At 64.5% G+C, this 11,750-nt stretch carries 11 protein-coding genes and 4 pseudogenes; 10 read left to right on the top strand and 5 right to left on the bottom strand.

What is annotated here, in order from left to right; genetic code table 11:
* Positions 1-207: 207 nt before the first annotated feature.
* Positions 208-452: pseudogene (locus tag ACIIOY_RS17800) on the top strand (type II toxin-antitoxin system VapC family toxin); the annotation flags it as partial.
* On the opposite strand, the pseudogene ACIIOY_RS17795 reads toward ACIIOY_RS17800, so the two are convergent.
* Positions 449-785: pseudogene (locus ACIIOY_RS17795) on the bottom strand (hypothetical protein); the annotation flags it as partial. The pseudogenes ACIIOY_RS17800 and ACIIOY_RS17795 sit on opposite strands and share 4 nt — an antisense overlap.
* A 266-nt stretch (positions 786-1,051) precedes the next feature.
* On the opposite strand from ACIIOY_RS17795, the gene ACIIOY_RS17790 reads away from it, so the two are divergent.
* From ACIIOY_RS17790 to ACIIOY_RS17770, 5 genes are read left to right on the top strand one after another with little or no spacing between them, the layout of a single operon-like run.
* Positions 1,052-2,614, top strand: a complete 1,563-nt coding sequence (locus ACIIOY_RS17790) for an ABC transporter substrate-binding protein (RefSeq protein ID WP_411036016.1) — start codon at positions 1,052-1,054, stop codon at positions 2,612-2,614.
* Between the two features lie 41 nt (positions 2,615-2,655).
* Positions 2,656-3,633 (top strand): ABC transporter permease, encoded by a 978-nt coding sequence (locus ACIIOY_RS17785; RefSeq protein ID WP_411036015.1) that lies wholly within the window; start codon positions 2,656-2,658, stop codon positions 3,631-3,633.
* Between the two features lies 1 nt (position 3,634).
* A complete protein-coding gene (locus tag ACIIOY_RS17780) occupies positions 3,635-4,468 on the top strand; it encodes an ABC transporter permease (protein WP_411036014.1) in 834 nt (277 codons plus the stop codon).
* Positions 4,465-5,439, top strand: coding sequence for an ABC transporter ATP-binding protein (locus ACIIOY_RS17775; RefSeq protein ID WP_411036013.1), 975 nt, complete (start codon positions 4,465-4,467; stop codon positions 5,437-5,439). Before ACIIOY_RS17780 ends, ACIIOY_RS17775 begins: the two co-directional genes overlap by 4 nt.
* The gene (locus ACIIOY_RS17770; protein ID WP_411036012.1) at positions 5,436-6,413 is read left to right on the top strand and encodes an oligopeptide/dipeptide ABC transporter ATP-binding protein; all 978 of its coding nucleotides are present in this window, start codon (positions 5,436-5,438) and stop codon (positions 6,411-6,413) included. Before ACIIOY_RS17775 ends, ACIIOY_RS17770 begins: the two co-directional genes overlap by 4 nt.
* Here ACIIOY_RS17770 and ACIIOY_RS17765 read toward each other — a convergent pair.
* Positions 6,395-7,201, bottom strand: a complete 807-nt coding sequence (locus tag ACIIOY_RS17765) for a phosphate/phosphite/phosphonate ABC transporter substrate-binding protein (RefSeq protein WP_411036011.1) — start codon at positions 7,199-7,201, stop codon at positions 6,395-6,397. The genes ACIIOY_RS17770 and ACIIOY_RS17765 overlap by 19 nt on opposite strands.
* A gap of 89 nt (positions 7,202-7,290) precedes the next feature.
* On the opposite strand from ACIIOY_RS17765, the gene ACIIOY_RS17760 reads away from it, so the two are divergent.
* The 3 genes and pseudogenes from ACIIOY_RS17760 (at position 7,291) to ACIIOY_RS17750 (ending at position 9,495) form a co-directional block, all read left to right on the top strand.
* Complete coding sequence (locus ACIIOY_RS17760) at positions 7,291-8,895, top strand: FAD-dependent oxidoreductase (RefSeq protein WP_411036010.1); 1,605 nt, start codon at positions 7,291-7,293, stop codon at positions 8,893-8,895.
* Positions 8,895-9,215: a 4Fe-4S dicluster domain-containing protein gene (locus ACIIOY_RS17755; protein ID WP_411036009.1), complete on the top strand. Its 321-nt coding sequence runs from the start codon at positions 8,895-8,897 to the stop codon at positions 9,213-9,215. Before ACIIOY_RS17760 ends, ACIIOY_RS17755 begins: the two co-directional genes overlap by 1 nt.
* 77 nt (positions 9,216-9,292) lie before the next feature.
* A pseudogene (locus ACIIOY_RS17750) lies at positions 9,293-9,495 on the top strand (cold-shock protein).
* 23 nt (positions 9,496-9,518) lie between these two features.
* Here the strand turns inward: ACIIOY_RS17750 and ACIIOY_RS17745 are convergent.
* Positions 9,519-9,962 (bottom strand): DUF1810 domain-containing protein, encoded by a 444-nt coding sequence (locus tag ACIIOY_RS17745; protein ID WP_411036008.1) that lies wholly within the window; start codon positions 9,960-9,962, stop codon positions 9,519-9,521.
* A gap of 24 nt (positions 9,963-9,986) precedes the next feature.
* Positions 9,987-10,115: a hypothetical protein gene (locus tag ACIIOY_RS17740; RefSeq protein WP_411036007.1), complete on the bottom strand. Its 129-nt coding sequence runs from the start codon at positions 10,113-10,115 to the stop codon at positions 9,987-9,989.
* Positions 10,116-10,756: 641 nt separating this feature from the next.
* On the opposite strand from ACIIOY_RS17740, the gene ACIIOY_RS17735 reads away from it, so the two are divergent.
* Positions 10,757-11,056 carry a hypothetical protein gene (locus ACIIOY_RS17735; protein ID WP_411036006.1) on the top strand — a complete coding sequence of 100 codons (300 nt, stop codon included), beginning with the start codon at positions 10,757-10,759 and terminating at the stop codon, positions 11,054-11,056.
* A 426-nt stretch (positions 11,057-11,482) separates the two neighbouring features.
* Here ACIIOY_RS17735 and ACIIOY_RS17730 read toward each other — a convergent pair.
* Positions 11,483-11,747 (bottom strand): annotated as a pseudogene (locus tag ACIIOY_RS17730) (hypothetical protein); the annotation flags it as partial.
* Positions 11,748-11,750 lie beyond the last annotated feature (3 nt).

Genomic DNA, 11,750 nt, shown 5'->3' with positions numbered 1-11,750 from the left:
GCTCTCCATGAATCAGACAAATCCCCTCAGAGGAATCCTCGCCTCTCTTCATGCGGCAATCCGTCCACACCGCCTAGAGTTTCGAGATCTGCTCGACGGAGAACTGTATTTGATCGATCAGCAACCGATCTGCAGCAAACGACGCCTCCGGGATGAAAGACAACCCCTTCCCACGTGAACGAATACCCTACTTATTCGGCCGTCGTGCATACAGCGCGCCGCCTCGTCGATCAGTTCATTTCCGATCTGGACTGCAAGAAAGCGATGATTTCTGGCGACGTGGGCGCCAAGGCCCTCGATACCGCGCAGCAGTTCGGCAAGATCATGAACCATCCTGCCAGGCTGAACATGGCGACTGCTTCACCTACGCCTGTGCGCGGGCCTATCGGACCCGGATTGCCTTTAAGGGCGACGACTTCACCTACACTGACCTCGGCTGGCAGGCATATTAAGGCTCGGCATAGATGCAGGCCGGTGGAGAAGGTCGGGCGCAGCACCTCGAACTGGCCATCGCCGGCCCGCAGCAGGAACCTGATGACGTTGCTTGGTCGGCCAGCCAGCGATCACGCGGCTTGCAGCTCGATGGCCGCGCTGCCAAAACCACCTCGAACCTACCTTCGGCCAGGCGCGGCGACGAGGCGCAGTAGAGCGCCATTGGCCGGCTTCCGTCGCTGACTTCGGAGAGTGAGCCTGGCCGCCAGATCGAGCCGGACGTGATCGGAGACCTTTCGTATGATCGCGGAGAACTTCCCCGCCGGCATATGGCTCTTGTTGCCTTCGTCGATTCCCAGACTGCCAACGCCCTTGCAGGTCCGTGGGAAGGGGACGACGCTGAGTGAAGAGCGGTCTTCGCTTCCGCGGCCGCGGTACGACGGTCGGCACGCTGCACCGTGCGGTTTTGCAGGCGAACGGCGAAAAAGGAAAGACCGTTGCGCAAAGGAGCGCAAATCGAAAATATTTATTCTATGTAATTTATGGATTATTGGCTTTAATCCTCCATCGAATTGAAGAGCCCCGCCTTCGGCCGGTGCGCAATCCCGGAGGACGATCCATGACATTCAACCCGACACGCCGGCAGGTGCTCATCGGCGGCGCTTCGATCGCCATGGCCGCCGCGCTCGGCGGCGTTCACCCCGCCTTTGCCAATGCTGATCGCACCAGGATCGTCGTCCGCGTCGAAAAGGATCTTTCCAACCTGGATCCGGCCAATCGTTCCGGCCCGGTCGACCTCAACGTCATCTGGTCGGTGCAACAGGGCCTGATTTCCTTCAAGCCCGGCTCGACCGAATGGGAGCTCGATGCCGCCGAACAGCTGGAGCAGGTGAGCGACACGGAAATCCGCTTCAAGCTGCGCAGCGGCCTCGCCTTCACCGGCGGCTACGGCGAGTTGACGGCTGAGGACGTCAAGTTCTCCTTCGAGCGCTTCATCAATCCGGCTACCGAAGGCAAGGCCGTCACCTACGCGAAGGACTGGGCGGCGCTGGATCGCGTTGAGGTGACCGGCCCGCTCGAAGGCCGCATCATCCTGAAGAACCCGGCGCCGGCGCTCTACTCCATTGCGCTTGCCGACGGGTCGGGCCGCATCGTCTCGAAGAAGGCTTTCGAAGCGCTCGGCAAGGACGTCGCCACGAAGCTGATCGGCAGCGGCCCCTATGTGCTGAAGGAATGGACGCCGCGCGAGCAGTTCGTTCTGGAGATAAATCCCGATTACAAGGGCCCGATCAAGCCGCACTTCCGTGAGATCGTCGGCAAGCCGATCGGCGAGCAGAAGACCGCCGAGATCGCCTTCCAGTCCGGCGAGATCGATTTCACCGCCATCGATCCGGAGAACGGCAACTCACTGGCTGCACTGCCGGATGCAAGCGTAACGGAAATCCCCGCGATCGATTACGTCTGGTTCGGGCCGAACGTCGAAAAGGCTCCCTTCGACGACATCCGCGTGCGCCAGGCGCTCCGCTATGCCGTCGACATCGACGCGGTCCTGCAGGGCGCCTATTCCGGCATCTATCCGCGTGCCAATTCGCTGCTGGCGCCGGGCCTGCTCGGCTACTGGAAGGACGCGCCGGTTTATGCCCGCGATCTGGAGAAGGCACAGGCCCTGCTTGCGGAGGCCGGCCATTCCGGCGGCTTCAAGACCAGGCTTACCATCGAGGCCAATGCCCGCAACGAGGCGATCGCGCAGATCATCCAGGCCAACCTCGCTGAAATCGGCATCGAGGTCGAGATCGAGGCCTTGGAATCGGCCGCCTATTGGGCGCTCGGCGACAACGACGCCAGCAAGGACCTCGAGTTGTCGCTGATCAAGTACAACGGCAAGTTCGACCCGAGCTTCCAGACCCAGTGGTTCATCTCCGCCCAGGTCGGCCATTGGAACTGGCAGCGCTGGAAGAACGCCGATTTCGACGCCTTGCACGAAAAGGGCAGCGTCACCGTGGATCCGGCCGAACGCGAGAAAATCTATATCGAGGCGCAGAGGCTTCTCGATGAATCCGCCGCCTTCATCTGGATCACGCACAATCTGAACGCCTTCGCCTCGCGCAAATGGCTGAAGCCCGGTGTCCTGCCGAACGGCAACAACTGGCTCTATGCGGCGTTCACGGAAGCAACGGCCTGATCCGTGGCCGTGCAAGCGACAGCGGACAAGGATGCCCGGCCATGAGGAGCGCATCCCTTCAGATCCACCTCGCCTTCAAGCTGGCGACGGCGTTGCTCGCGGTCGCCGGTTCCGTCGTGCTTCTGATGGCGCTGACGCGCCTCATTCCCGGCGACCCCGCCACTGTGATCCTCGGCTCGCGCGCGACGCCGGAGGCCGTCGCCGCTCTCAACGCGCGCATTGGCCTCGACCAGCCGCTGATCGGGCAGGTGCTCGCTTTCTTCGGCAGGTTGGCTTCCGGCGATCTCGGCGAGGACGTCTTCAACGGTCGGCCGGTCCTGACGCTCGTCATCGGCGCCCTGCCGAACACGGTGGCCCTTGCGATTTCCGCCATGCTCTGCGCCATCGCCGTCGGGGTGCCGCTAGCGCTGCTTTCCGCCCACCGGCCTGGCGGGAAGGCCGACCGGGTAATCGCCTTCCTCAGCGTCGGTTTCATCTCGACGCCGAGCTTTGTCGTCTCGGTTTTCCTGCTGATGGTGTTCTCCGTGACCTTGCGCTGGTTTCCGGTGCTCGGCGCGGGCGAAAGCGGCGATCTTGCCGACCAGCTCTGGCATCTCGTGCTTCCGACCATGGCGCTCGCCACGGGCTGGATCGGCTATATAGCCCGCCTGCTGCGCTCCTCGCTGCTGGAAGTGCTGAGCGAAAACCATATTCGCACGCTGCGGGCCTATGGCGTCGGCGAGACGAAGATCCTGATGAAATACGCGCTGAAGCCGGCGATCCTGCCGACGGTTGCGGTGCTCGGCATGGGCTTCGGTGAGCTTCTGGGCGGCGCCGTCTTCGCCGAAGTGATCTTCAACCGTCCGGGCCTCGGCTCGCTTATCTATGACGCCATCCGCACGCGCAACTATCCGGTCGTCCAGGGCGCCGTCTTCGTCATCGTGCTGCTTTACGTGCTGACGAACCTCGCCGCCGACCTTTCCCAGAGCCTGATCGACCCGCGCGAGCGTGCCCGCCTCGCCTCCGGACGGGGGCGATAGCATGACATCGCTTGCCGATCTTTCCCGCCGGCCCGGCGGTCTGTTCGCGCTCGTCACGGTGACGCTCCTGTGCGTGGTTGCCGTCGCGGCACCGCTGATTTCTCCCTATGGGCCGAACGCCATCGCACCCGGCAACCGGCTGATGGATCCCTCATTGCAGCACCTGCTCGGCACCGACCACCTCGGCCGCGACATCCTGAGCCGGCTGATCCACGGCACCCGCGTCGCGCTCGGCGTCTCGCTCTCGGTGATCGCCGTTTCCCTGACCGCCGGCGTCGCTCTCGGCGTGGCGGCCGCCCTCTCGCCGCGCGCCATCGATCTCTTCATCGTCGGCGTCTTCGACATTGTTACCTCCTTTCCGAGCGTCATCCTGGCGCTGGCGCTGGTCGCCGTGTTCGGTCCCGGTCTGGGCAATGTCGTGCTGCTCGTGTCCGTCGTCTTCGTGCCCCATTTCGGCCGCATCGCCCGCGCCCAGACGATCGCCATCCGCAACAGCCCCTTCATCGAAGCCGAAAAGGTGCTCGGCGCTCAAACCTGGCGGGTGATCCTGCACCATGTCACGCCCAACATCATCGGGCCGATCTTCGTTCTCGCCTGCATGGACATTCCCGTGGTCATTACCATCGAGGCGGGCCTGAGCTTTCTCGGTCTCGGCGTGCGTCCGCCGCTCGCCAGCTGGGGCAACCTGCTCAACGACGGCTATATCTACCTCGACCAGTCGGTCTGGCTCGCCACCTTCTCCGGCCTCGCGCTGATCCTCGCCACGCTCGGGTTTGCGCTCCTGGGCGAGGCCCTGCGCGATATGCTCGATCCGAGGCTGAGGAGGGCGACATGACCGACGCTCTCCTCGTCATCGAAAAGCTGAGCGTGTCCTATCGCGGTGGCGGACGTGCAGCGCACGTTCTCGACGGCATCGATATCACGATCGGTCGCGGGCAGTCGGTCGGCCTTGTCGGCGAGAGCGGCAGCGGCAAATCGACCGTGGCCTTCGCCATGCTCGGCCTTCTTGCCGGCAACGCGGAGGTTTCGGCCCGCCGCGCGGTCTTCGACGGGCGTGAGACGAACTTCGCCACTGGCGAAGCGACGGCGTTGCGCGGCACCGATATCGCGATGATCTTCCAGGATCCGATGACGGCGCTCAACCCGATGTTCACGATCGGCAGCCAGCTCGTCGACATCCAGCGACGGCGGTTTCCGAAGGAAAGCCGGCGCAAGCTCTGGGCCCGCGCCGAAGCGGTGCTTGCCGACGTCGGCGTGCCGGATGCCGCAGGGCGCATGCACTGTTATCGCCACGAGTTCTCCGGCGGCATGCGCCAGCGGGTGGTGATCGCGATGGCCCTTCTTGTCGAGCCGAAGCTCCTTATCGCCGACGAGCCGACGACGGCGCTCGATGCGACGATCGAGGCGCAGGTGGTCGAGGTGCTGCGCCGGCTGCGGCAGCGGACCGCCGCTTCGATGCTGGTCGTCAGCCACAGCATGGGACTGATCGCCGAACTCTGCGACAGCGTCGTCGTGATGTATGCGGGAACGGTCGTGGAAAGCGGCCCCGTGCGCGCGGTACTGCATCGCCCGCGCCATCCCTATACCCGCGCGCTTCTCGCCTGCGAGATAGACCCCTACGCCGCCTTCGATCCTGCACAGGATCTCGCGACGATCCCGGGCAGTGTCCCCGATCTCGTGCGTCGTCCGGCCGGCTGCATCTTCGCTGCCCGCTGTCCTGCCCGCCAGGACCACTGCACCTGCAAACCGCCGCACCGGCAGGCAAGCAGCGGCCAGGCTTACGCCTGCTGGCTGGAGGCTGCATGATGGCGACGCCGGCCTTGTCCCTGAAGGATGCAGTCGTCCGCTACGATCGGCTGTCCGCCGTCGACGGCGTCTCGCTGGAGTTGCGTCGCGGAGAAACGCTCGGCCTCGTTGGCGAAAGCGGTTGCGGAAAATCGTCTCTCGCGCGGGCGATCGTCGGCCTTCAGCCGCTGTCGGCTGGCACGCTGTCGATCGAGGGCGAGATGCTACAGGACGTCGCCGCCCCGCGTCGCGTCGCGCTGCAGCGCAAGATCCAACTGCTGTTCCAGGACCCCGCCGCCTCACTCTCGCCGCGGATGACGGTGCGCTCGCTTCTGGCCGAGCCTTTGAAGATCCGCAAGGCGTATACATCCGGAAGCTGGGCGCGCATCCTCGCGCTGGCCGAAGGCATCGGCCTCGGCGCGCAGCTTCTCCAACGCTATCCGCATCAGCTGAGCGGCGGGCAGGCGCGGCGCGTGGCGCTCGTGCGAGCGCTCGCGGCAGGGCCTTCCATCGTCCTCGCCGACGAGCCGACGGCCGGCCTTGACATTTCCGTGCAGGGCGAGCTGCTCAACCTGCTGCGTGCGCTCAGGGACAGTCTCGGCCTCGGCTATTTGCTCATCTCCCACAATCTCAATGTGGTCGGCCGTGTCACGGACCGGGTCATGGTGATGTATCTCGGCCAGATCGTCGAAAGCGGCCCGACGGCCACGCTGTTCCGCACGCCCGCGCATCCCTATACGCAGGCGCTCCTCTCGGCCAACCTCACGCTCGATCCGCGCCGCCGGCGCGAGCGCATCGTGCTTTCCGGCGAATTGCCGAGCCCGGGCGATCCGCCGGCCGGATGCCGCTTCCACAAGCGTTGCCCGCTCGCGCAGCCGAGATGCGCGAATGAAGCACCTGTGCTTCAGGAAGGAGCCGGCGGCCGCAGCGTCGCATGCCACTTTCCGCTTGCGGCGGCGGAGCCGGCCGTCGTGCTTCAGGCGATCGCGGGGTAGCCATGGCGCGCGGCATCCCGATCAAGCTCCGCCAGCATCTCGTAGTCGGCATCGTCGAGAAGGCTGACGCCGCGCAGCGAGAGCGTATCGCAGATATCAGCGAGCGCGGGGTCCGCTATGGCATCCGCCAGGACTCGGCGCAGGATCACCAGGTCTTCGGCCGGCGTCGCGGCGGCGGTGATGAAGGGCAGCCCCGGGCCCTTCGCCGTCTCGGCGAGGATGCGCACACCGGCAACCCGGTCCGGATCGAAGCGCAGAGTGTTGCCGAAAGTCACGCAATCGATCGCCGCGACATCGGCCGCCCCGCTCGAGACCGCGTCGATGCTCGCCCGATGCCCACCGGTTTCCACCACGGACGAAAAGAACCGGCCATCGACAGCATGCGGCGAGACGAAGGCACGAAACAGGTTGTAGCCGGAATTGCTGCCCGGCTCGTTGATCGCAGCGCGCGCGCCTCTCAACTCCTCGATCGACGTCACCGGCGACCGCGCATTGACGATGATGAAGCTGCATTTGAGCGGCCCGTCGCAGCCCGACAATCCGTAGATCGGCGTCGCCACCAGCTGCACCTTGCCGCGCAGATGCCGGACGTAGGGATATCCGCAGGTCTGGCCGAACAGGAGATCCGGCCGAAGCCATGCCTCGTCATAGGGGACGTCGTCGTCGAGCGCCGCCGGCGCCTCGAGGCCCATCGCGCGCATGCGAGCGCCAAGCGCCTCCCAGAACAGTCGCGTCGCCTGCCTGATTTGCGGCGGGCTGACATACATGGCGAGGCTGGCGAGAGACATGCGGCGGGTTCCGAAAAAGCAATCGGAAAAATCTACGCAATACGTGGATTCAACCGCAATCGGAAATTTTTGCCGAAAGGATGCCGGCCATGAGCCCCACCTCGAAAACAGCCTCGCCTCCAACGGATATCCGGTGCGACGTGCTCGTCATCGGCGGCGGCCCGGCCGGATGCTGGGCGGCCCTTGAAGCCGCGGCTGCGAAGGCCAGGGTCTTACTGGTCGACAAAGGCTATTGCGGCAGCTCTGGCGCCACCGCCTCGGCCGGCACCCAGATCTGGTACGTCCCGCCGGATCCGGCCGAGCGGGAAGCGGCCATGGCGAGCCGCGAGGCGATGGGCGGCTATCTTTCCGATCGCGCCTGGATGGCGCCCGTGCTCGACAGGACCTTCGAGAGCGTCAATCGTCTGGCGGATTGGGGTTATCCTTTCCCCCGCGACGAGAAGGGCGAACAGCAGCGCATTTCCGTCCAGGGCCCGGAATATATGCGGCTGATGCGGCGTCGGGTGAAGAATGCCGGCGTCACGATCCTTGACCACCATCCCGCAACCCGATTGCTGATGGACGGCAAGACCGTGGCCGGCGCAACGGGTCTGTGCCGCCAGGAGGGCGGACATTGGACGGTCCTTGCCGGCGCAGTGGTGCTGGCAGCCGGCGGTTGCGCCTTCATGAGCAAGGCGCTCGGCTGCGATGTGCTGACCGGCGACGGCTACCTGATGGGCGCGGAGGCCGGGGCGGAACTCTCGGGCATGGAGTTTTCCTCGGCCTACGCGATCTCGCCGGCCTTCGCCTCGATCACCAAGACGGCGCTCTATCGCTTCGCACAATTCTACCGCAAGGACGGCAGCCTGATCGAGGGCGCCGGCTCGGCCCGCGGGCGCTCGGTCATCGCCCGCATGCTGCTTTCCGAGCCCGTCTATGCCCGGCTCGATCTCGCCGACACCGACGAGCTCAAAGCGATCCTGCGGCGCGCGCAGCCGAATTTCTTCGTGCCCTTCGACCGGCGCGGCATCGACCCCTTCACCGAGCTCTTCGAAGTGAAGCTCAGGCTCGAAGGCACCGTGCGCGGAACCGGCGGGCTGCGGCTGACCGGCCTTGACTGCGCGACGACTGTCCCCGGCCTCTACGCCGCCGGCGACAATGCCACCCGCGAGCCGATCTGCGGCGGATTTACCGGCGGCGGCAGCCACAATGCCGCCTGGGCGATCGCCACCGGCACCTTCGCCGGCGCCGCCGCCGCGGCCTTCGCGCGCGACAGGGCAGACGCGCCGGATGCCCGGCATTCCCGCCCCCTCTCTCCGCGGCATGAAGATGCCGCCACCGTCGATCCGCAAGCCGTCATCAAGGCCGTTCAGGCCGAAGTCTTTCCCCTCGATGTCAACTACTTCCGCACCCATGCCGCCCTTTCGGCGTCGCTGGAACGGCTCGATCGCCTCTGGGAGAACGTTGCAGCCGCCACGGCTGCGGACGAGAGCCTGACCCTGCCGCTGCGCCAGGCGCAGGCGATGGTGGCCACGGCGCGCTTCATGTATCGCGCCGCGCTTGCGCGCACGGAAACACGCGGCATGCATCGGCGCGACGATTTCCCCAGGCAGGATCCCGCCCAGCATCACCGGCTGGTCGTCAGCGGCCTTAACGCAATCGCCATCCGGCCGGAACCGGTAGATCCCGCCGCTTACAGGGAGGCTGCGGAATAATGATCGAAGTCCTGGATACCGACACCTGTACGGACTGCAATCTCTGCGTCCAGGTCTGCCCGACCAATGTCTTCGAAGCCGTGCCGGATGGACCTCCCCTCATCCTTCGCCAGGATGCCTGCCAGACATGCTTCATGTGCGAAGCCTACTGCCCGGTGGACGCCCTCTACGTCGATCCGGACGCCGACGCCGTGCACGGACTGACGGTCGGGGACGTGCGGGAAAGAGACCTCTTCGGGAGCTACCGCAAGGCGATTGGCTGGCACAAGGAAACCCGCCACCGCCGACATATCGACGATCATTTCCGCTTGCCGCAATAGCCTCCCAAATCCGCGAGTGCCTCGCGTGGCGAATATGCTCGCCGTTGGCGCAATGCCGCTCAGCTGACGAGGATGACATGGCAACGGGTACGGTCAAGTTTTTCAATCAGAACAAGGGCTTCGGGTTCATCACGCCCGACGATGGCGGGTAGGGTGTGTTTGTCCATGTCTCGGCGGTGCTGTCGGGCGGCCGCTGCGGGCCGGCTCGAAGGTCAGCTACCACATCGGCCAAGACCGCAAGACCGGGAAGTCGAAAGCGGAAAGCGTTCGCGCGATCTGATCGGCGCGGGTCAAGGACGGCGGCTAGTCGATGCCGCCGCCGAGCAGTTCAAGGGTGCGCCGATCCGGTTCGCCGGCGAAAAAGTGCTGAAGGGCGAGCTGGAACTTTTCCTCCGCCTCGCCTGCCGCCTCGTTGAACAAGGTCATGGACGAGCGGAATTTCAGATCATCGGGCGAACCGAAGATCTCGTGGGCCGAACGGCCGGATACCCCGAGCACCGCATCGACCGCGCGCGCCAATCGGTCCGCAAGCACGGGGTGCCGGAGATAGGCCCGAGCCTCGTCGATAGAGCCGATACCGTAGAAGTTCGCGGTCGAAGATCTGCCGAGCGCACGCAGTTGCGGAAAGACGAACCACATCCAATGGGTTTCCTTGCGCCCCGCTCTCAGTTCGGCAAGGACCGTGTCGAACACGGGATCCTGCGCCGCGACGAAGCGGGAAAGATCATACGGATCGTCCTCTGCCATTAATCGCCGCTTTCGATGTCGATATCAGATCGGCGCGGCCGCCAGCAGGACCGCGACAGGCACCGTTATCGCCGACGCGCTGATCGCCAACGCCGTCGCAAGCCTGACGATGCGGGCGCGCCGCGCGCGCCGAGGATCCCATTCATACGCCATACCAAGTCCCTCCGACGGAAAAGAAAGCATGGGCAAAGCGCGAAGTCCATCCTCACCCGCAGGCTGAGCGCACATAGCGAACGCTCGCCATTGCAAAGCGGCCCGCCGCTCCCATCTTTTCGCGTGGGTGTCAGCGGAGAAATGCAATGCAACGAGTTTTCGAAGATATCGCGTCGGACGATGGGATCGAAATCATCATCCCAGAGCAAAGGACGGCCGGCTCCCAATGCTTGGCCGTCTGCCTCTGCTGCGAGCGGACCGATCAGCCTATGGACGATGATGGCTGCGGCATTTGCGATGCGTGCCTGGGCTTGCCCGCTCGTGCGAGCGACAATCCGGATGGTCTTGAACTTCCAAGCGCCCTGCCCCATCTGTCGGTCACTGCCCGTAATCGATGACTGCCTGCAGCGATGGTGCTCTGTCGCGCGTTCGTAGTCGTCCGGGTCAGAAGGGCGCTCCCCGAAAGGGTCGAGCGCCCTTCGTCTTTTCGGCAAGGCGTCGCGCCTTGCCGGACGATGATTGACTTCCTGTCGTCGCGCTCCACTTCAGCACCGTCCGTCTCAAGCGGGCGGACCGGGGAGGTCCGGCAGCTCCCGCTGCGGCGGATTTCCCATCAAACAAACATGCATGCAGGAAACGAAATGCCTCTCAGCAGGAAGAATGGCGCACCGGCGCCAAGGGAGCTCGGACTGTTCTGGCCAATGCAGACATCCGAGGGAAAGACCATCGACGTCTATATCTATGCCAGCACGCTGCAATCGTTCGATGCCGATCCGGTTGGACCGGTCGGATTGCTCAAGCGGCATAGAGCTTTGCTCGAGGCCATCGCCAGCGAAAAATACGACCGGGACGGCGCTGGAGATGCCGGCCCTTTGCGCATAACCGAGGAGGATCTCCACCTCGCGAGTGGTAACCTGTCAAACGACACTGAGATCGGTTGAGAAACCCGGAGGGTCGCCGACGGTCCCATCCTCTCGGAGCTCTTCGCCGCCGGGGCGGTCTCGATCTGCCTGATCACCGTAATGGCTTCGAGCAGAATAGCCTTCATCTCGTCGTCGTAGAGATGCAACGCCTGCCGCCTGCCTTGATGAGATCCGTAGCCTCGGCGGATTGCTGGAGGCGCCCAGGCGTGATTGGCCGCCTTCGTCAATTCGGCAACTAGGTCTGCAATACGCTTCACACGTCGCCCCAGGGTCGATCACGGCAATTGCCGTTTGAGTCACGCATTCAGAGCTAACGTTCACGGTCAGCAAACGAAGATTGCGGCATGTATACGCTACCGTGTGACCAGCCAGCTCGCGTTTTTCCCTTAGGCTAGATACAAAATGAGCGGCCTTGGTGAACGCTGCATCTCATTATTTTGAGGCTCACTCAGCGCCGGTAGCACAGACGCTCCTACTCGATCTCGGCGGACTGTAGGGGTCGAGCGTGTCATCAAAACGCGTCCAGCCATCCTCGGCATAGGTGGCCCGGCGCTCGGCTGGGTCAATCCGTTCGACTGGCGCAGGATCGCGGCCTCCGCATAAAGGCTTTCGTCGACCCTCGCGGTTGCGAGCGTGCCGCCACGACGGACACCTTCGGCACAGACACGGGCATGTACCCGGGAACACCCGATCCCGTCATCGCGCCGATATC

Source organism: Shinella agrisoli, assembly GCF_046557955.1.
GTDB lineage: Bacteria > Pseudomonadota > Alphaproteobacteria > Rhizobiales > Rhizobiaceae > Shinella.
The sequence above is the reverse complement of the archived record's forward strand: the minus strand, read 5'-3'. Positions and strand labels throughout refer to the sequence as shown.

Bases quoted from the DNA above. Each gene is read 5' to 3' on its own strand.
- ACIIOY_RS17790 (WP_411036016.1), top strand. From the start codon at position 1,052: ATGACATTCAACCCGACACGCCGGCAGGTGCTCATCGGCGGCGCTTCG.
- ACIIOY_RS17785 (WP_411036015.1), top strand. From the start codon at position 2,656: ATGAGGAGCGCATCCCTTCAGATCCACCTCGCCTTCAAGCTGGCGACG.
- ACIIOY_RS17780 (WP_411036014.1), top strand. From the start codon at position 3,635: ATGACATCGCTTGCCGATCTTTCCCGCCGGCCCGGCGGTCTGTTCGCG.
- ACIIOY_RS17775 (WP_411036013.1), top strand. From the start codon at position 4,465: ATGACCGACGCTCTCCTCGTCATCGAAAAGCTGAGCGTGTCCTATCGC.
- ACIIOY_RS17770 (WP_411036012.1), top strand. From the start codon at position 5,436: ATGATGGCGACGCCGGCCTTGTCCCTGAAGGATGCAGTCGTCCGCTAC.
- ACIIOY_RS17765 (WP_411036011.1), bottom strand. From the start codon at position 7,201: ATGTCTCTCGCCAGCCTCGCCATGTATGTCAGCCCGCCGCAAATCAGG.
- ACIIOY_RS17760 (WP_411036010.1), top strand. From the start codon at position 7,291: ATGAGCCCCACCTCGAAAACAGCCTCGCCTCCAACGGATATCCGGTGC.
- ACIIOY_RS17755 (WP_411036009.1), top strand. From the start codon at position 8,895: ATGATCGAAGTCCTGGATACCGACACCTGTACGGACTGCAATCTCTGC.
- ACIIOY_RS17745 (WP_411036008.1), bottom strand. From the start codon at position 9,962: ATGGCAGAGGACGATCCGTATGATCTTTCCCGCTTCGTCGCGGCGCAG.
- ACIIOY_RS17740 (WP_411036007.1), bottom strand. From the start codon at position 10,115: ATGGCGTATGAATGGGATCCTCGGCGCGCGCGGCGCGCCCGCATCGTC.
- ACIIOY_RS17735 (WP_411036006.1), top strand. From the start codon at position 10,757: ATGCCTCTCAGCAGGAAGAATGGCGCACCGGCGCCAAGGGAGCTCGGA.